Annotated in this window: 17 protein-coding genes; 10 read left to right on the top strand and 7 right to left on the bottom strand. The window is 69.1% G+C overall.

The window, feature by feature from the left end:
• Positions 1-42: 42 nt before the first annotated feature.
• Positions 43-312 (bottom strand): hypothetical protein, encoded by a 270-nt coding sequence (locus QM597_RS04275; RefSeq protein ID WP_415003634.1) that lies wholly within the window; start codon positions 310-312, stop codon positions 43-45.
• 126 nt (positions 313-438) lie between these two features.
• Between QM597_RS04275 and QM597_RS04270 the strand changes: the two genes are divergently transcribed.
• From QM597_RS04270 to QM597_RS04245, 6 genes are all read left to right on the top strand, one after another.
• The gene (locus QM597_RS04270) at positions 439-681 is read left to right on the top strand and encodes a mycoredoxin (protein ID WP_415003633.1); all 243 of its coding nucleotides are present in this window, start codon (positions 439-441) and stop codon (positions 679-681) included.
• A gap of 76 nt (positions 682-757) precedes the next feature.
• Positions 758-1,468: a helix-turn-helix domain-containing protein gene (locus QM597_RS04265; protein ID WP_415003632.1), complete on the top strand. Its 711-nt coding sequence runs from the start codon at positions 758-760 to the stop codon at positions 1,466-1,468.
• A gap of 158 nt (positions 1,469-1,626) precedes the next feature.
• Positions 1,627-2,730 carry a DUF6801 domain-containing protein gene (locus tag QM597_RS04260; RefSeq protein WP_415003631.1) on the top strand — a complete coding sequence of 368 codons (1,104 nt, stop codon included), beginning with the start codon at positions 1,627-1,629 and terminating at the stop codon, positions 2,728-2,730.
• Positions 2,731-2,738: 8 nt separating this feature from the next.
• A complete protein-coding gene (locus tag QM597_RS04255; protein ID WP_415003630.1) occupies positions 2,739-3,461 on the top strand; it encodes an ABC transporter ATP-binding protein in 723 nt (240 codons plus the stop codon).
• Positions 3,458-6,037, top strand: coding sequence for an FtsX-like permease family protein (locus QM597_RS04250; RefSeq protein WP_415003629.1), 2,580 nt, complete (start codon positions 3,458-3,460; stop codon positions 6,035-6,037). Before QM597_RS04255 ends, QM597_RS04250 begins: the two co-directional genes overlap by 4 nt.
• A 74-nt stretch (positions 6,038-6,111) precedes the next feature.
• A complete protein-coding gene (locus tag QM597_RS04245) occupies positions 6,112-6,975 on the top strand; it encodes a DUF6801 domain-containing protein (RefSeq protein ID WP_415003628.1) in 864 nt (287 codons plus the stop codon).
• Between the two features lie 20 nt (positions 6,976-6,995).
• Here QM597_RS04245 and QM597_RS04240 read toward each other — a convergent pair whose 3' ends face one another.
• Entirely contained in the window at positions 6,996-8,069 is a 1,074-nt protein-coding gene (locus tag QM597_RS04240) for an alpha/beta hydrolase (protein ID WP_415003627.1), read from the bottom strand.
• 86 nt (positions 8,070-8,155) lie between these two features.
• On the opposite strand from QM597_RS04240, the gene QM597_RS04235 reads away from it, so the two are divergent.
• Genes QM597_RS04235 through QM597_RS04225 form a run of 3 tightly spaced genes read left to right on the top strand, consistent with a single transcriptional unit; the run spans position 8,156 to position 11,081 of the window.
• A complete protein-coding gene (locus tag QM597_RS04235) occupies positions 8,156-8,710 on the top strand; it encodes an ECF transporter S component (RefSeq protein WP_415003626.1) in 555 nt (184 codons plus the stop codon).
• A gap of 14 nt (positions 8,711-8,724) precedes the next feature.
• Entirely contained in the window at positions 8,725-10,389 is a 1,665-nt protein-coding gene (locus QM597_RS04230) for an ABC transporter ATP-binding protein (RefSeq protein WP_415003625.1), read from the top strand.
• Positions 10,386-11,081, top strand: coding sequence for an energy-coupling factor transporter transmembrane component T family protein (locus QM597_RS04225; protein ID WP_415003624.1), 696 nt, complete (start codon positions 10,386-10,388; stop codon positions 11,079-11,081). Before QM597_RS04230 ends, QM597_RS04225 begins: the two co-directional genes overlap by 4 nt.
• A gap of 6 nt (positions 11,082-11,087) precedes the next feature.
• Here QM597_RS04225 and QM597_RS04220 read toward each other — a convergent pair whose 3' ends face one another.
• The 4 genes from QM597_RS04220 to glpK all read right to left on the bottom strand — a co-directional run bounded on the left by QM597_RS04220 (position 11,088) and on the right by glpK (position 15,896).
• Entirely contained in the window at positions 11,088-11,627 is a 540-nt protein-coding gene (locus tag QM597_RS04220) for a nucleosidase (RefSeq protein WP_415003623.1), read from the bottom strand.
• Positions 11,624-12,397 (bottom strand): DUF4097 family beta strand repeat-containing protein, encoded by a 774-nt coding sequence (locus QM597_RS04215; protein WP_415003622.1) that lies wholly within the window; start codon positions 12,395-12,397, stop codon positions 11,624-11,626. Before QM597_RS04215 ends, QM597_RS04220 begins: the two co-directional genes overlap by 4 nt.
• A complete protein-coding gene (locus QM597_RS04210) occupies positions 12,394-14,142 on the bottom strand; it encodes a glycerol-3-phosphate dehydrogenase/oxidase (protein WP_415003621.1) in 1,749 nt (582 codons plus the stop codon). The genes QM597_RS04215 and QM597_RS04210 overlap by 4 nt, the downstream gene beginning before the upstream one ends.
• Positions 14,143-14,375: 233 nt before the next feature.
• Entirely contained in the window at positions 14,376-15,896 is a 1,521-nt protein-coding gene (gene glpK / locus QM597_RS04205) for a glycerol kinase GlpK (protein WP_415003620.1), read from the bottom strand.
• Positions 15,897-16,014: 118 nt separating this feature from the next.
• Between glpK and QM597_RS04200 the strand changes: the two genes are divergently transcribed.
• A complete protein-coding gene (locus QM597_RS04200; RefSeq protein WP_415003619.1) occupies positions 16,015-17,907 on the top strand; it encodes a hypothetical protein in 1,893 nt (630 codons plus the stop codon).
• Between the two features lie 24 nt (positions 17,908-17,931).
• Here QM597_RS04200 and QM597_RS04195 read toward each other — a convergent pair whose 3' ends face one another.
• Entirely contained in the window at positions 17,932-18,441 is a 510-nt protein-coding gene (locus QM597_RS04195) for a hypothetical protein (protein ID WP_415003618.1), read from the bottom strand.
• Positions 18,442-18,500: the final 59 nt, after the last annotated feature.

Here is an 18,500-nt window from a genome sequence, read left to right as displayed (position 1 = left end):
TCGTCGAGAAGGGACTGGCCCAGTCTAGAGACGACGGCGCGCTCAGTCAGAGTCCCGCCAGTACCACTCGTGGCACCTGACGCCTTTCTCGCGCAACCAGTCCTTCGTGTCCAAGGATCTACCCCAATGGCTGAAGGTTTCCGCGTGCGCTTTGACCAACTCGACCGGATCGTCGCCAGGACCACCGCCGAGAGCAGCCACGAGCGCGGCCACGTCGGCGCTCCTGATCGTGATGATGTGCTCGCCATGCCACCCCGGACCCGGCAAATAGTCGAGAACGAGGTCTCCATTCGACTTGCGATAGGGCTTCACCGACAACCTCCTTCTACGAGAAATGCAAAAGCCTACTCAACCACCACAGCCAACGCGCTCCACGACGGAAGAACCGGGCCTCGGTCGTGGTTGACTCCTCCTGAAGAAACCGTCACAGGAGACGACATGAGCGACACCTTCACGATGTACACGACCACGTGGTGCGGCTACTGCCACCGCCTGAAGAAGCAGTTGGAGCGCGAGGGCATCGCCTTTGCCGAGGTCGACATCGAGGAGCAGCCGGAGGCCGCGAAAATCGTCGAGGAAGCCAACGGCGGCAATCAGACCGTGCCGACCCTCGTCTTCGCCGACGGCACGGCCCTCACCAACCCCTCCGTCGCCCAGGTCAAGGCCCAACTCGCCTCCTGAGCAAGAGTCCCCAGGCGGCTTCGCGGCACCGAGATCGGCGAGCGCGGCACCGACGGGCCGATGACACAATGGCCTCATGCCCACCTGTCGTCACGAGACGCACGAACTCGCCTGGGCGAGTGAGGGAACCGCGACGCTGAGAATCGACGGCATACCCTGGGTCGTCTCCCCCGAGTCGGCCGTGTGGATTCCCCTGGGCGTACCTCACAAGGTGCCGGTGCTGCGCAAAGCCATCGTCTTCCCGCTGTGGTTCACCGATGACGCCCCCGTGCCCGACTGGACGACCACGACTGCCGTATGGGTCAGCGCCGATTTGCGCTCCCAACTCATGCGCTATATCCAGTCGACCTTCGGGCAGGGCACTTCGGCGTCGATTGAGCGCGACCGGCTGCTGGCGATGTTGCCTGCTCATGCCCAACACGAACCCCAGTTGCCGATGCCGGGCGATCCGCGTGCCAGTTTCGTCGCCGAACGACTGCTGGCCGATCCGGCCGACGGGCGAAGCATCGAGGATTGGGCCCGCGAGATCGGCACGAGCAGCAAGACGCTGCAGCGGGCCTTCGTGTCCACGACCGGCCTGAACTTCGTCGAATGGCGCGTGCGCGCCCGTTTGAATGCGGCACTGCCGATGCTGGCGCAGGGCGTGGCGGTCTCCCGGATCGCCGAGCAGGTCGGCTACTCCAGTGCGACCGGATTCATCGCGGCCTTCCGGCGCCAGTTCGGTCATCCGCCCACCGCGCATGGACACGTGGCGACCGGCAGCGACGCCGTCCCCACCCGGCCGTGACCCGGTGTAGGACGCGCCACAGGAGCCTCAGCTAGAAGTCAGGCGAGGTTACCCTTATCATCAGAATCGGACATGGTGATTCTGATGGAAAGTCAGACGCCAGGTCACCGCAGCCGACGATCCTCGGAGGTCGCGGCCCCACGACAGGAAGACCGCCGATGAGAAACCCGCGCCCGCTCCGCCTCACGCTGGCCGCGACCCTCCTGGGCGCGGCCGTCACCCTGGCCTCGCCGGCCGTCGCCGAAACCGAGACTGAAACTGAAAGTCAGGACCGCGAAGTCGTCGGCACCTTCGACTATGTGTGCGATCTCAACGCTCCGGCTCAGAAGACCTGGACCATCCCGGTCCAGGTGACCTCGACGCTGCCCGAGAGCGTGACGCCCGGATCGAGCGTCAACCTGCCCTTCTTGTTGTCGATGACGATGCCCGGCGAGATGGCGACCATCGCCCGTTCGAACGGCTACGAGTACCTCGTCGCCTACAGCGACAACCTGCAGATCAACGTCGCGCACGACGCCAGCACCGACGCGCTCACCCTGCCCCGAGTGGCAGCCGCCCAGCCGCTGCCCGCCGAGAGCGGGGATTTCGTGGTGCAAGCCAAGGAGGTCAACACCCTGCTGGACATCGGCGAGGACTCCGAGGGCACCTACACGATCAGCCTCCCGACGAGCGACCAGATCGCGCACCCTCGCTCCGATATCGGCGGGCGCATCTCGTTCACCTTCGCTATCCAGATGTACGAGGACGAGGCCGCCTACACCTCCGGCGCACAGCCGGAGCGCGCCATGTTGATCTGCAGCGCCGCGACCACGACCGATCTGACCCTCGGCAGTTTCGAGGTCAGCGAGACCGGCGAGGAACGCGACGACGAGCAGGGCACGAACGAGGAAGTCGTGGTCACCGAAACACCGGAAGTGGTCATCACCGAATCGGAAGTGTTCGCCGATGAGACGCCATTCGCGGACGGCGTCTCCTCGATCGGCTCCGGCGAAGGCGTCGTCACCTCCTCGTTGCTCGGTTCCGGCGAAGGCGTCGCGACCGTTCCGGTCGCCGAGGTGTCGGCCCCCGCAGCAGCTCCGGAGGCGACGGCCGACGCCTCCCGCACCGTGTCCTTCGGCACCGACGCCAGCGCCAGCACGCCACGGGTCGACGACAGCGACGGGCTCGGCGCGGTCTTGCTGGCGATGTCGGTCCTGATGCTCGTCGGCTCGGTCACCATCATCGGCCAGCACCGACGCGCCCTGTCGCGCCTGAAGAACTGAGGCCTCCGATGACCGGACTGCACACCGCTCCCGACTCCGTCGAGTCGCCCCTACAGCAGGCGGGTACACCTGCCCTCGAGGCCATCGGAGTCCACAAGGCGTTCGCCGCTCCCGACGGACAGGCCGTCCGTGCCGTCCAGGGAGTCGACCTGAAGGTGGAACGCGGCTCGATGACCGCGATCATGGGTCCGTCAGGGTCGGGCAAGTCCACTCTGCTGAACCTGCTCGCCGGCCTCGACCGCCCCGACAGCGGCACGATTCGTCTCGGTGACGTCGACATCACCCGGCTGCGCGACCGGGCTCTGACCCGGCTGCGGCGAACGCATGTGGGATTCGTATTCCAGTCGTTCAACCTGCTCCCCCAGTTGACTGCCCGCCAGAACATCGTGCTGCCGTTGCAACTCGCCCGTCTGCCCATCGACCATGACCTGCTCGACGAGTTGACCGGCGCGCTCGGTATCGCCAACCGGCTGGAGCATCGTCCGGGCCAGCTCTCCGGCGGACAGCAGCAGCGCGTCGCGGTCGTCCGGGCGTTGCTTCCGCGCCCGGCGATCGTCGTCGCCGACGAGCCGACCGGAGCGCTGGATTCGGCAAGTGGGTCAGAACTCCTGGGTATGCTCCGGCAGGCGGTCGACACCCATCGCCAGAGTGTGCTGCTGGTGACCCACGATCACGGCATCGCCGCCTGGGCCGACTACCGCCTCACCATGTCCGACGGCCGGCTGACATGATCGCCCTCACATGGCGGACCCTCCTGACCGGCGGCGTCCGCAGCGTCGTCACGATGGTCGTCTTGGCCATCGGTGCCTTCCTTCTGGCCTTCACCGGCATCACCTCGGCGACCATGACAGCCGCGCTCTCGGCCGGAATCGAGGCTCCCTACGCGGGTTCGGACATCGTCATCACGACAACCCCTTCCGACGGAGCCGGGGCAACGCAACAGGGTGCCAATGAGATCAGCGCCGAGGACGCCCAGGTGCTCGGCGAAATCGACGGTGTGCGGCAGGTGACCGGCTTCGTCAGTACTCATGCCATCGTGCGCGCCGGTGATCGCATCCGTGGCCTGACCGTCGAGAGCCTGCCTACGGATCCCTCTGCGGCCTGGCAGAGGCTCAACGCCGGGGCGTGGCCGGCAAGCACCGACGAGATCGCGCTCTCCCGGCACACGCTCGACGAGCTCGGTCTGAGCGTCGGTGACCGGGTGGTCTTCGGCAAGAAGGACATCGGTCCGGGCACCTTCACGATCACCGGCGACATCGACACGCGCGGCGCACTGGATCACCAGAACAACTCCTACGGCGTCGTGACGCCGGAGATTGCCCACGTGCTCGCCGGGGTCACCGGCTACACCGACCTGCACCTCACTCTGGCCCCCGGCACCGATGCCAACGCGGTGCTCAGCGAGGTCAACCGGCTCGTTCCCGAGGTCTGGCCAATCACCACCGACGAACTCGTCGGCGGCACGGAGAGCATCTTCGGCATGGGCGTCAGCCTCCTGCGCAATGTCGTGATCGGCCTCATTGCCGTCTCCCTCATCGTCACCGCGATGGTGCTGGCAACGGTCTACGGTGCCTCGTTGGCCGGCCGCTCACGCCTACTCGCGCTGCAGCGCTGCGTCGGCGCGACCCGTGCTCAGGTCATGGGGTCGGTCGTCTCCGAGGCCGCCCTGCTCGCGGTCGCCGGTGGCCTCATCGGCGTGCTCCTAGCAGTCGGAACCGCCTGGGCCCTACTGCCGCTTCTCGGCGAACTCGTCTCCGAAGCCGCCGTCGACCACTTCACGGTGCCGTGGGAAGCCCTCGTGATGCCCATCGGCGCCGTGGTCGCCCTCGCGGTGCTCGCGAGCCTCCTGCCGGCGTGGCGCGCCTCGCGCGTCTCGCCCACCCGGGCGCTCGGCACATCCGTCGAGACTCCTGCCGCCGCCGGTAGCACCGTCGCCCGCGTGGCCGCAGGCGTCGCCGTGCTGCTCGTCGGTGCGGTGGCACTCGTGACCGGCACGCAGGACGCTGAACCGATCGTCACGACCCTCGGTATCGCGGCCACCGGCCTGAGCCTGGTGTGGCTGTCGCGACCCGCCTACTGCGGCGTCGCCGCAGTGATTGCCGCACTCGCTCGCCGCCTCAAGCACGCACCGACCGAATTGGTCGGCGAGAACATCCGCCGCAACCCCCGCCGCTCCGCAGCCCTCGGCCTGTCGGTCACCGTAGCCGCCGTCGTCACCATGACCGCGTGGACCGCTCTGGACTCGGCCCGCACCACGATCCACGAACGGATCAGCGAGACACCCTCGGTCGACCTCACCGTCGGCGATGTCTCCTCCAGCGAAATCATCGACACCGAGTCGCTGCAAGCCATGACCGACCTCGCCGGTGTCGAGCGCGTCCTAGCCGTGGAAGCCACCGGCGACATCACCATGACCGGCACTGCGGCACCCGCCTCGGGCGACACCGGCGAGATCGTGACCGACGAGGCCACCCCTGGGTCCGACACTCCGACGCAGATCTCCTGGAACGTCGCCGTCGCCCGCGTGACGGCCGACGAACTCGCCGAAATCATGCGGGTTCCCTACGACCTCGCAGCAACCGACGACCAGACCGTGTACCTACCGGCCGGCCGGCACGTGCCCTTCGACGCCGCCCAGCCCGTCACCGTGACCGGCCCGCTCGGCAGTGCCACCGTCGCAGTCACCTACGTCGAGGGCCTCGACCTTCCGGCCTTCGTCTCCCCAGCGTTGTACGACCGGCTCACCGCCACCCGCGAGGTACGCAGTGCATGGATCGCCATCGACCGTGCAACCGACCAGGGGCTACTGATGGATCGAATCCGGGCCGAGGCGGTGCTGGCCGGCGACCAGCGAGTCGGCGGAGCTCTGCCGTCGACCCTGCGGTTGGATGCCGCACTCTCCCTGGTGCGGACCACCGCGATCTCGTTGCTGGCTGCCGCGATGCTCGTGGCGCTGATCGGCCTGGCAGCCACCACCGCGCTCACGATTGCCGAGCGGCGTCACGAGAACGCCGTCGTGCGCGCGCTCGGCCTGGAACGTGAACAGTTGCGTCGTACCCTGTTAGCCGAGTCCATCGCACTCGGCCTCACCGGAACCGTACTGGGGGCCGGACTCGGCGTGGCCTACGGCCTGGCAATAGCGGTGGGCGTCGGCGACGCGCTCGACCTGCGCACGGTCACCTCGGTGCCGGGGATCGCCCTGCTGTTCATCGTCGCCGTCCCGGTGATCGTCTTGTACCTGACTACCGACAGCGTCGCCGAGAAGGCGTCTCGCGTCCAACCCGCCCACGCCCTGATTCCACGGTGACCATGATGACGTCGACTCCCTCCCTTCCTCGCCTACTACGCCTGACGGCCTCACTCGCCGTGATCGCCGGCGCCGTGGCAGTCCTTGCGCCGGCCTCGGCTGCGCAGGCCGCCGAACGACACCGCGTCACTTCGCAGTTGACCTACACCTGCCGGATCGCCGGCGTGGCGGACCCCGCCACGGTCGGGGTGATGTTCACCCTCGACGCGCCGACGAGCGTCAGCCCCGGCGAAGCCCTGAGCATCTCCGGCTCCGTCACGCTGCGGCTGCCCGAGAATGTGCGGGCCGCAGCAACCTACGCGAATATCACCGCAGTCGAAGGCTATTCGGAGACCATGACCGTGCCCGTCACGATCAACGGCCAGACATCCGTCGTGCGTACCGCTCCGCTGGTGGCTCCGCGGGTCTCGATCGGCAATCCGCTAACGGTCCAGGCGAGCCTGAGCGTCAACACCTTCACGGTGCCCGCTAACGCCCAAGGCCAGATCGTGGTGGCAGGTCCGCGCAACGGCACGGTCAGCAGCCCTCGCCAGGACCTCGAACCGAAGATGGTGGCCTTCACCGCGATGACCACCGCATACTCCGACACCGGGACCCAGACGATCGGCCTGTATTGCTACAACACCGGCGGTGCCGATGGCACCCTGCTGACCATCCCCGTCACCTCGACGTCGACCGGAGAGTCCTCGGCCGAAACGCCCACCGCGCCGACGACAGAACCGCCGGCCGTCGCTCCGGCGGCATCCGGTGAGGCCGAGTCGGCGGCGAAGGACAACGCCTCCACCTTCCGCGCAGCGTCCCAGCCGACCTCCGAGTCCTCTCACACGGCCCGCAACCTCGGACTGCTGGTCGGCGTCATGGCGGTGCTGGCGATCTTCTGGGGTGTCCTCGCTCAGAGGCGCATCGCCGCCCTGCGCCGGATGACCGCAGACAGGTGAACGCGCCCGCGACCGTCGGCTCAGCCAGGCGAGTCCGTCGCGCCCAGACGCTCCATGCTGAAGGCGAGCGCCTCGGGCTTGGCCGCCGCCCAGACGTTGTGACCCGTGCGATACAGGTGATGGGTGATCGTCGATCCGGCGGCCCGGCACCGGCGAACGTACCGGTGGGTGCCGAACCAGGGCACGACCGGATCGAAGACTCCCTGATGTACCTGAACGGGTGCAGGATGGGCGAGCGGCGTGAGACTGGAGGTCTCGGCCACGGCCCGCAGAATCTCGGTACCGATCAGCCCCCGCCGCAGCATGCGGCCGACCGACTGGCCTCGGGTGTGTTCGACCATCTGGTGATAGGAGTACCAGGGCGCGGAGTCGACCAGTTGCCGGCCGTGGGCGCTGAGCACCTCGTCGAGCTGCGGACGCAGTTCCGGCCGGGCGGCTTCCAGTCCGTGCAGGATGTAAGCGAGATAGGTCACCAGGTCGGGCACCGGAAGGCGGGGAACCCAGGGTCCGGCACCGCGCAGCAGCATCGTGAGGTCCGTCGGCGGCACCAGGGCCACGACGCCGCGCAGGGCCAGTTCCGGTGCCCGGTCGGCCGCGCGGGAAGACGTCGCCAGCGCGGCGTGACCGCCCTGCGATCCGCCCATCACGACCCAGCGCGGATCGAGGCCGCGTCCGGCGTCGGCGGCGACAACGTGGGCGGCTTTCAGCGCATCGATCGCTTGCCGGGCGGTGCTTTCGGCATGCAGGTAGGCATGCGGGCCGGGACTGCCCAGACCGGCGTAGTCGACCAGCAGCGCGGCCATGCCACGACCGGTCCATGCCGCGAGTTCGGCCCCCATACCGGCCGCGATCCCGAAGGAGACCGGGCAGTGCTCTCCCACCCCGGTGGTGCCGTGGCAGAACACCATGACGGGTGGATCGACCACACCGGCTGGCAGGTGCAGGCTCGCGGTAGCAGTTCGCGGTTCGCCCTGCGCCCCGACGGTCGCGTACGTCAGCGAGAAACCTCGGTCACATCCGGTGATGCACTCGACGGCATCGAGCATGCGCGAATCGACCGGTCGGCCTGCGGTCTCCGTGTCGGTGAATGCCATCTGCCCCCCACTTCCCAATGTCTGACAATGACAATCTATCCGTCCGATTGCATTGACTCTTCACGCGGTGCCGTGGCGTGGTGCCGATGAACCGGCCTCGCAAGTACGCCGCGATGTCGACCCGCGAACTGCTAGTGTGTGCCGCGCTCGGCACGCTCGGAGCCGTCGTCTTGGCTCCCTCGATTTGGGCCTTCGCGGTCCTCGGCGTCGCCGTACCGGTGCTATACCCGTTGCTGGCAGGAGTGTCCACCTGTGCGCCGACGATTACCCAGATGATCCTGCGCCGCCCTGGCGTCGCCCTGGTGACCTGCCTCACGATGGCCTTCGCCACCTTGCCGGTCTCCCCCAACGGCGCGGCCGGCCTTCAGTCACTGGCGATCGTGGGCCTGGCCCTCGAACTGCCCTTCGCCCTGGGCGGCTACCGACGCTGGGGTGCCTGGCGCTGGTATGTGGCCTCAGGCCTGCTGGGACTCTTCACCGTCACCGCCACATGGGTCACCCTCGACCTCGGCAGCCTCCGGCCCGCGCTGGCCTACGCGATCTGCGCCACGACCGTCGGGTCCTACCTGACGTGGACCGCCATCGGCCGCGCATTCGGCCATCGTCTGCAAGCCGCCGGCGTCGGGGTGATCGCCGCATGATCTCCCTCGATAGCGTGACCGTACGACGCGCGGGTGCCTCACGACCGACCCTGACCGACCTCACCGTGCACATCGGCGCGGGCGAATCGGTACTCGTACTGGGTCCGAGCGGGTCGGGCAAATCGACGCTCGCACTGACCATCGCCGGCCTCATGGGCCGGTCGGTACCGGCGAGGGTCACCGGACAGGTCCGCATCGATGGGAACGTCGCCACGGTGTTCCAGGACCCGGCCGCTCAGGTGGTGGGTGCCACCGTCTTCGACGACGCCTGCTTCGGTCCGGAGAACCTCGGCCTGCCTCCGGCCGAGATCGAACGCCGCGCGACCGCAGCCCTCGCCCTGGTGGGATTGAGCGAATATCACGACGCCGACCCCCGCTTTCTCTCCGGCGGCCAGCTTCAACGGCTGGCCATCGCCGGTGCCCTGGCGATGCAGGCCCCCGTCATGGTGCTCGACGAACCCACGGCCAACCTCGACCCCGACGGTGTCGAGCAGGTCTACGCCACGCTCGCCGACGTCGTATCGGCCGGATCGCTCCCGCATCCCGGTCGCACGCTGGTCCTCGTGGAGCACCGGATCGACGAAGCCCTCGATCTCGTGGACCGCATCCTCGTGCTCGACCACGAGGGTCGGCTCGCCCTCGACGGCCCCCCGGATCGGGTGCTGCGCGGTGAGGCGGCCGATCTCGCCGAGCAGTTGGGCGTCTGGCTGCCGACCGGCGTCCGGGTGGCGCGCCGCCTCCGTCGAGCCGGAGTCGATCTCGCGCCCGATCCACTGCGCGTCGAGGACCTTGCCGTCGCCCTGGAGGCCGCCGACCTCCCCGAACCGGTGCCCGTAGCGGCCGCCAACCCGGCCGCTCGCGAGCCGGTGCTGCGGGCTTGCGGCCTGCACGTGTTCCGGGGGCGTGGCAGCGAGCAATTCGCTGCCGTGAGCGGCTGCGACCTCGAGGTGGCTCCCGGTGAGTTCGTCGCGGTGCTCGGCGGCAACGGTGCCGGCAAGAGCACCCTGTTGCACGCGCTCGCCGGACTCGTCCCGGTGGCGGCGGGCACAGTCGAGATCGCCGGACTGGATCCGTCCCGCTGCCGCCCCCGCGAACTGCGCCGGCATCTCGGCGTCGTCTTCCAAAATCCCGAGCACCAGATTGTCACGGCCCGTGTGGCCGACGAACTCGCGCACGGCTTGCGGATCGCCCGCGCCAGGACCGAGGAGATCGCCGAACGAGTCGAGGCGGTGCTGGACGAGACCGGCCTGCGTGAGCGTGCCGAGGACCATCCGCTGACGCTCTCGGGCGGCCAGAAGCGGCGGCTCTCGGTAGCCGCCGAACTCGTGACCGACCCCTCCGTGCTGCTGCTGGACGAGCCGACCTACGGACAGGATCACGACCGCGCCAGCGCGTTGATGGATCGCCTCGCACAGTTGCGCCGAGGCGGCACGGCCATCGTCGTCGTGACCCACGACCTCCAGTTGGTAGCCGATCACGCGACGCGCGTCGTGCTGCTCGACCGGGGCCGGATTACCGCCGACGGCACACCGGCGGCGGTCCTGGCCGATCAGGACCTGCTGCGGGCCTCTGGCCTGCGCCCCCCGGCTCTGGCGTCGGCAACGGCGTCCCTGCAGCGCCAGCCGCAGTGGCGCAGCGTGACCACGCTGGCCCAGATCCCCGGTGGAGACCGACCATGAGCCGCCTCAGTCCACTCGCCGTCATGCTGGCGACGCTGCCCGCCCTCATCGGTGTGCTCCTGACCCGAGATATCGCCCGACCGGCGACCTTTGCCGGCGTCGCGCTGATCGTGCTGGCCCTCAGCCCCGGCCTGTCGCGCGGCGCTAAAGCACGAGGCCTCCTGATCTGTCTCGTGGCGGTGCCCACGATGGCCGGAATCCTCATCCTCGTTACCGACCCCGGTCGGCTCCCCGAGGGAGTCGGGGTGCCCACCCACGCGATCGCGACCGCACTGCGCATCACGGCGCTCACCTCGCTGTCTGCCGTGACCGGCCTCGGCGTCGGAGTCGATCGGCTCAGCCGTGCTCTCGTCCAGCAGGCTCGCCTACCGGCTCGGCACGGCTACGTCCTGCGGCTCTCGGCGCGCATGCTGCCACGGCTGAGACACGAACTGGCGACGATCCGGATGACCCGGCGAGTCCGCGGCACCACCCCGGGTCGCTGGCGTTCCTCCGCTGCGATGCTGGTACCCCTGGCAGCCAGCCACGTGCGTCATGCCGAACGTGTCGCGCTGGCGATGGACGCCCGTAGGTTCGCCGAAGCCCACCAGCGCACCGAACGGGTGCAGGAGCGCTGGCGTGTCCACGACACGGTCCTGGTTCTCCTCGCCTGGGCCGCCACGTTGGCCGTACTAACGCTGCTGCCCCGCTGAAGACGCTCAGGGAAGGTGTTCGCGGAGCCAGCTCGCGAGCACCCGTGCACTGGCATCGACAACAGTCGGCCAATCCAGGGCACTCTCGTCGGCCTGATCGCTGACGTGCTTGACCAGGCGCACCGGCACGCCCGCGCGCTGGGCCACCCGTGCGACGGCGAAGCCCTCCATGTCGACCAGACCCGCCCGCCGCGCGAGCACATCGCGCACCGCCGGGTCGGTCACGAACACGTCGCCGGTGGCCAGCACCGAACCGTCGCCTCCGGGTACCTCGATCTCGTCGACCGCATCGGCCCCGAGGTTGCGAATCAGCGCCGCACTGAAATCGTGGTTGACCACACGCGACGGCACGAACAGTCCGGTCGCGCCGCCGAGCGAGCCGGCGGTACCCACGTTGACGATCAGCGACGGCCGCTCCTGCGCGACGGCCTCAGCGACCGCTGCGGCAGCCTCGACCTTGCCGATGCCACATACCAGCAACCGATGCGATGCCGGCACATGCGCGGCTTCGGCCCGCGTGGCCGAGACGATCAGCGGACGGGTCACCGGCCGGCCAGGTCGACATCGCCGCTGCGGGTCTCCAGCACGATCAGGCCCTCGGCGTCTTCGCCCGCCGAAGCCGTATCGCCGCTGACGTCACCAGACTCGCTCTCGGTGACGACGTCGTAGGCCACCTCGCCGGAGGGCAGCTCGACGGTCAGATCACCGGACTCGCTGGTCGCCTTGACAACGAACGGCTGCGCGGCGAACGCCAGGTGCACATCGCCCGAGCCGGTGGTCACCCCCACCTCGACGACGCTCAGATCGTCGGCGTGGACGTCACCGGAGGACGTGTGGACCGTGGCAACGCCGTCGATACCGGCCAGGTCGACATCGCCGTCATCGGCGCTCAACTCGAACTGCGCACCCACAGGCATCCCGATCTTCACCGAGCCGCCGCAGCCCGGGATCAGCCAGGCCTGACACGACGCGGCCAGCCGGATCTCACCGCGCTCCTGCGCCGTGGTGAACCCGGTGTCCAGCCAGCCTCCGACGAGGCTCGCCTCCACCGTGATGTCGGGTCCGTCCGCCGGAACCACCGAGACGTCCAGCCCCTCGACCACAAGGATCAGCGGCACGGCCGGATCAACTGAGAACGACACCGGGTCGGTGGTCGACTCCGACCGGGTCAGCCGCCCCACCCCGAGCACGAGCACCGCGATCACGCCGACCGCGACAATGGTCGCCGCGACCTGGATCAGCGTCCGTGCCAGCGGCGACCGTTCGTCGTCCTCATCGAACTCGTCGTCGAAGTCCTCACCGGCCGGATCGGTCACGACGCGGGGGCCTTCTTCTTCACCTGCTGCACCGGCACGACGTCGGGCGCGCCCTTGCGCGCGGCGTCTGCGGTCTCGTCGTCGGGCATCGACTGGCTCTCCCGCTCGGCCTCGACCCGCTTGAGGTAGTGCTCCACTTCGCGCGCGCGCTGCGACTTCGTCCAGCCAAGCGTCCCGCCCATCAGCTCGGCGACCTCCTCGGCGACTTCGGTGCCGCGGTCGAAGGTCTCGATGGAAATGCGCGTACGCCGCGAGATGACGTCCTCCAGGTGGCGGGCACCCTCGTGCGTCGTGCCGTAGACGACCTCGGCGCGCAGATAATCGTCGGCACCGGTCAGCGGACGCGCAAGGCTCTCGTCGGCGGCGATGAGGTCGAGCACCTCCAGCGCCAGGGAGCCGTAACGGTTGAGTAGATGCTCGATACGACCGACCCGCAAGCCGGAGGACTCCGCGAGGTGGTGGCGCTTGTTCCACAGCGCGTCGTAGCCGTCGGCACCGAGCAACGGGACGTCCTCGGTGCACGACGGCGGGACCAGCCGGTCAAGGTCGGCGCTCATGGCATGCACCGCCGCGTCGATGGCGTCCTTGGCCATGACCCGGTAGGTCGTGTACTTGCCGCCGGCGATGACGACCAGGCCCTTGGTACTGGTCGAGACCGCATGCTCGCGGGAGAGTTGGCTCGTCGCGTCCGACTCACCGGCGAGCAGCGGGCGCAGACCGGCGAACACGCCTTCGACGTCCTCGTGGGTGAGCGGCTCCACCAGCACCTCGTTGACGTGATCGAGCAGGTAGTCGATGTCGCTGCGGCTCGCGGCCGGGTGGTCCTTGCTGAGCGACCAGTCGGTGTCGGTCGTGCCGATGATCCAGTGGCGGCCCCACGGAATAACGAACAGGACGGACTTCTCGGTGCGCAGGATCAATCCGGACTCGCCGCGGATGCGATCGCGCGGGACGACCAGGTGTATGCCCTTGGAGGCGCGCACATGGAACTGGCCGCGCTCACCGGCGAAAGACTGGGTCTCGTCGGTCCAGACGCCGGTGGAGTTGACCACCTGACGGGCGCGGACCTCGAACTCTTCGCCGGTCTCCAGGTCGGCGACCTTGGCACCGACGACGCGGCCGCCGTCGCGCAGCAGGTCGACCACACGCGCCCGGCTGGCGACGTGCGCGCCATAGGCCGCAGCCGTGCGGGCGATCATCATCGTGTGGCGGGCGTCGTCGACCTGGCCGTCGTAGTAGTGCAGGGCACCGATGAGGGCGTCCTTGCGCAGGGCGGGCATGATCCGGCGGGCACCGCGGCGGGTCAGGTGCCGGTGGCTCGGCACGCCGCGCGAACGGCCGGAAAGACGGGCCAGCGAGTCGTACAGCAGCACGCCGGAGCCGGCGTAGAAACGCTCCCACACGCGGTGCTTGAGCGGGTACAGGAAGGGCACCGGCTTGACCAGGTGCGGGGCGAGCTTCTCGATGAGCAGGCTGCGCTCAGCCAGGGCCTCGGCGACGAGCCGGAAGTCGAGCATCTCCAGGTAGCGCAGGCCGCCGTGGATGAGTTTGCTGGAACGGCTGGAAGTACCGGAGGCGTAGTCGCGGGCCTCGACAAGGCCGACCGACAGGCCGCGAGTGGCGGCATCGAGCGCGGCACCGGCACCGACGACACCACCGCCGATCACGAGGATGTCGAGGTGCTGGGCGGACATGGCCTCGAGGGAAGCCTGACGCTGTGACGGTGAAAGGGCTACCGAACGCATGAACATAGTCAACCAGCCCCCGCCGACACCCGGTGGACAGGCTCGCGCGTAGGCGGCCCCGGTCCCCGAGGTGCGAGGAGCGGACCCTGAGGTGTGAGGCCGCTCGCGGCCGAGCCTCGAAGGGCGAAGCCTGCCGTGGTAGGTCCCTTCGAGGCTCGTTCCTCGCACCTCAGGGACCCGGCACCCCCCCCGGAGGTGCGCGCGAGGAACGAGGAGCCTCGAAGAGACCGGGTTCACACCCAGTCGTGGGTGCGGGTCAGGGCTTTGGTCCAACGCGCGTGCGCGGCAGTGCGCTGGGCGGCATCCCACTGCGGGTGCCACTGCTTGCTCTCGGCCCAGTTCGCCACCAACTCGTCGGTGCCGCTCCAGAAGCCGACCGCCAGGCCCGCAGCATAGGCCGCCCCCAGCGCCGTGGTCTCGGTGACGACCGGGCGGCTGACCGTCACACCGAGTACGTCGGCCTGGATCTGCATGCACAGATCATTGGCCGTCACGCCGCCGTCGACCCGCAGGATCGACAGATCGAGGCCGGCATCGACGACCATCGCGTCGACAACATCCTTGCTCTGGAAGCAGATCGCCTCCAAGGCGGCACGGGCGATATGGGCCTTGGTGTTGAAACGCGACAGGCCGACGATCACCCCGCGCGCGTCGGCCCGCCAGTGCGGCGCGAACAGGCCGGAGAAGGCCGGCACGAAGGCGACGCCGCCGGTGTCGGCCACACTCGCGGCCAACTCCTCGGTCTCGGCAGCCTCGCGGATCAGCCCCAACTGGTCGCGCAGCCACTGGATCGCCGACCCGGTGACCGCGATGGACCCCTCCAGCGCGTAGACCGCCGGAGCGTCGCCGAACTGGTAGCCGAGGGTCGTCAGCAGCCCGTGCGAGGACCGCACGATCTCAGATCCGGTGTTGAGCACGAGGAAGTTGCCCGTGCCGTAGGTGTTCTTGAGCTGTCCCGGCTCGAAGCACGCCTGGCCGACGAGCGCCGCATGCTGATCGCCCAGGTCCCCGGCCAGCGGCACCTCGCCGCCGAACGGACCGTCGGCGCAAGTGTGTCCGTAGACCTCCGAAGAGGAGCGGATCTCCGGCAGCATCGCGCGCGGCACGCCGAAGACCGCCAGCAGCTCGTCGTCCCAGTCGAGCGTCTCCAGGTCCATGAGCATGGTGCGGCTGGCGTTGGTGACATCGGTGAGATGACGCCCGCCGTCGGGACCGCCGGTGAGCCACCACAGCAGCCAGGTGTCGGTCGTGCCGAAGATCGCCTCCCCGGCCCCGGCGGCCTCGCGCACCCCGTCGATGTTCCGCAGGATCCAGGCGATCTTGCCGCCGGAGAAATAGGCTGCGGGCGGCAGCCCGGCGCGGTGCCGGATGAGGTCGCCGTGCGAGGCGTCGGCCGCGGCGGCGATGTCGGCCGAGCGCGTGTCCTGCCAGACGATCGCGTTGGTGTACGGCTCGCCCGTGCGGCGGTTCCACACGACGGTCGTCTCACGCTGATTCGTCACACCGACCGCCGCCAGATCGGCGTGGGTCAGGCCGGCCGAGGCGAGGGCCTCGCGAATGCACAGTCCGGTGTTGCGCCAGATCTCGTCCGGATCGTGCTCGACCCAGCCTGCCTGCGGAAGGATCTGCTCGTGCTCGACCTGATGCCGCGCCACCTCGGCACCGGCGTGGTCAAAGACCATGAAACGAGTGCTCGTGGTGCCTTGGTCGATCGCACCGACATACCGGGCGTCGACGGCGGGGGCCTGCGTCATGGGATCCAGACTAGTGATTGGCGTCACGGCCCCTGCGATAGCACCCGACACCCCCACCACTTACGATGACAGCGCCAATGGCACATTGGCACTGTTGATGTACCTGAAGGAGAGTCACGTGTTCGCCACCCCGATCACCGAGACCGTCACTCCACCGGCCGGCGGCGCCGCAACAGGCGAGATCGCCATCGCCGCCCTCCTCGTCGTGGCGGCGACCTGCCCGCTCCTGTGGGTCATCTGGCGCGAGCGCGTCCAGGGACGCGGCGGCGAACACGGCATCGGCACCGCCATGTCGCGCTGGCTCGGGCTGCCCCGCTGGGCGGCCTGGCCCATCGTGCTCACCGTCGCCAGCCTGCTCACCGCCGGCTTCGGCGTCTGGTGGGACGTGCCGATCCACCTGCAGGACGGCCGCGACGAAGGCCCCCTGGCCAATCCGTCGCACTACTTCATCCTGTTCGGCATCCTCGGCTTCTTCTCTGCGGGCGTCCTGAGCCTGACCTACCGCGACGACCTGCTCCCCCGCCGCACCTTGCGCATCTCGCCGCGTTGGCACGCGCCCCTCGGCGGGGCGGTCGTCACCGCCTGCGGCCTGATGTCGCTGGTCGGTTTCCCGCTCGACGACCTGTGGCACCGCCTCTACGGCCAGGACGTGACCGAATGGGGGCCGACGCACGTCCTGATGATCGGCGGTGCCGTCACCTGCTGCCTCGGCATCACCCTGCTCTACGGCGAATCGCGCCAGCTCGGCGCGCGCGGTGCCAGCGGTGAACGCGGTCGCTGGATCACCACCATCTTCCTTGGTCTGTGCAGCATCCCGTTCGCATTCCTCATGGAGTTCGACATGGGCGTGCCGCAGTTCCCGGCGGTCACGCAGTTCATCATCGCCGGACTGCTGTGCGGCTGGATCTACGTCGCCTGCCGGCTCTGGTTCGGACCGGGCGGTGCCCTGCTCGGGTGGGCCGTGTACCTCGTCGCACACGGCTTCTTGGTGGTGTCGAACCTGCCGATGGGTCACGTCCTGATCGGTCGCTTCCTGCTCTTCCTCCCCGCAGCGGTCATCGTCGAGGCAGTGGCACTGACGCTCGGCACAGCCCGTGTCCGCCGATTCGCCACGGTCTCGGCCCTGCTCATCGGCACGGTGGGGCTGTACGCCGAATGGCTCTGGTCGAAGGTCTTCATGCCGCTGCCGCAGCCGTTCCCGGCCGACTCGCTGCCCTTCCTCCTCTCGGTCGGTCTCATGGCGACGCTCGCCGGCTCCTTCATCGGCACCTGGCACGTGGAACAGTTGCAACGCACCAGCGGCGACGACGCACCCCTCGGCGAGCGGCCGGCCACCTGGCTGCGCCGCCACGGCCTCGCGGCCGCCGGCGCGCTGACCTTCCTGGCGCTCATGGGCGTGTACGCACCCCCGAGCGCCGACGCGGATCTGCAGGCGCGGATCGACCTCAGCCGGCCCTGCGACGGCACGGACGCCTGCTCGGCCTACGTCACGGCAACCTTCACTGATCCGCAGGCCGTCGAGGACGCCGTCTGGATCTACGCGCTGCACTGGCAGGGGCGGCACACCACCGACGGCCCCGTGCCGCTCGACCCGGCCACGAAGACCCCCGGCATCATGCGCGTGGCTATGGAGCCGACCGGCACGCCCGGTCAGTTCCGCTCCGCCCAGGAGCTGCCCTTCTACGGCAACGGCAAGACGGTATTGCGAGTGCACCTACCGCCGACCGACATGGTCGCCATCATGCTGTGGGCGCCCGACGATCCGGCCATCGAGGGTCCGGGCGGTCGACAGGTGCTGGTGACGTCCGGACAGATCGCCGACCTGACATACGAGCCGCAGATCCTGCAGCGCGAGCGCAAGCCGGAGGTGCCGACCTGGCTGTGGGCCACCGGTTACGCCGTCGTGCTGTCGATCTGGGTGAGCCTGTTCGCCTTCTACGGCTGGTGCTACGCCGCCGCGACCCGGCCGCGCGAGGTCGCCGAGGAATTGGCCTCGACACGCGGCTCCTGAGGAGGCAGGCACCTTCGAATCCCGTCACTGCGGTCCGGGGCGAAGGGTGGCGATGGCGGCGAAGGGCGTCCACATCGCAGTGGCGTCCAGGCCGCCGAGGCGCACGGCGTCGGCGGCCACCGCCTCGATCTGCCCACTCACCACGGAACCGTCCGTGCGGCGCACGACCACCGCGACATCGTCGTCGCGCAGGGCGCGAAGCAGCTGCGTCCATCCCAGTCGCGCCGTCACGGGACCCTGCTGCGGCGCGCGCCCGGCGCCGCCGCGCCAGCCGAGGATCGCCGAGCGGGCCACCACCGTCTCCCCGCCCGCAGCAGCCTCCACGACGACGAAATCGCGCGACGCCCGCTGAACGCGGCCCTCGATCCATCCCGCACCCTGGGCTTCGACGGCAACCCCGCCCCAGATCAGGTCGCACGAGGAGGCCTGCGCCCATTCCTCGTCGACGAGGTCGTGGACGAGGGCTTCGCGCTCCAGGGCCTCCTCGTCGGCCACCGACGCTTCCAGCTCGTCGAACAACCGCTGCCATCGCATAGCACCACCCTAAGCGGATGCGCGGATAGGCGGAACCGGTCATTGAGGTGCGAGCTTGC

Source organism: Aeromicrobium sp. (assembly GCF_047607065.1).
GTDB lineage: Bacteria > Actinomycetota > Actinomycetes > Propionibacteriales > Nocardioidaceae > Aeromicrobium.
The sequence above is the reverse complement of the archived record's forward strand: the minus strand, read 5'-3'. Positions and strand labels throughout refer to the sequence as shown.

What these genes read in the sequence shown, in the direction of transcription:
- QM597_RS04270 (WP_415003633.1), top strand. Translation starts at nt 439, where the DNA reads ATGAGCGACACCTTCACGATGTACACGACCACGTGGTGCGGCTACTGC.
- QM597_RS04265 (WP_415003632.1), top strand. Translation starts at nt 758, where the DNA reads ATGCCCACCTGTCGTCACGAGACGCACGAACTCGCCTGGGCGAGTGAG.
- QM597_RS04260 (WP_415003631.1), top strand. Translation starts at nt 1,627, where the DNA reads ATGAGAAACCCGCGCCCGCTCCGCCTCACGCTGGCCGCGACCCTCCTG.
- QM597_RS04255 (WP_415003630.1), top strand. Translation starts at nt 2,739, where the DNA reads ATGACCGGACTGCACACCGCTCCCGACTCCGTCGAGTCGCCCCTACAG.
- QM597_RS04250 (WP_415003629.1), top strand. Translation starts at nt 3,458, where the DNA reads ATGATCGCCCTCACATGGCGGACCCTCCTGACCGGCGGCGTCCGCAGC.
- QM597_RS04240 (WP_415003627.1), bottom strand. Translation starts at nt 8,069, where the DNA reads ATGGCATTCACCGACACGGAGACCGCAGGCCGACCGGTCGATTCGCGC.
- QM597_RS04235 (WP_415003626.1), top strand. Translation starts at nt 8,156, where the DNA reads ATGAACCGGCCTCGCAAGTACGCCGCGATGTCGACCCGCGAACTGCTA.
- QM597_RS04225 (WP_415003624.1), top strand. Translation starts at nt 10,386, where the DNA reads ATGAGCCGCCTCAGTCCACTCGCCGTCATGCTGGCGACGCTGCCCGCC.
- QM597_RS04210 (WP_415003621.1), bottom strand. Translation starts at nt 14,142, where the DNA reads ATGCGTTCGGTAGCCCTTTCACCGTCACAGCGTCAGGCTTCCCTCGAG.
- glpK (WP_415003620.1), bottom strand. Translation starts at nt 15,896, where the DNA reads ATGACGCAGGCCCCCGCCGTCGACGCCCGGTATGTCGGTGCGATCGAC.
- QM597_RS04195 (WP_415003618.1), bottom strand. Translation starts at nt 18,441, where the DNA reads ATGCGATGGCAGCGGTTGTTCGACGAGCTGGAAGCGTCGGTGGCCGAC.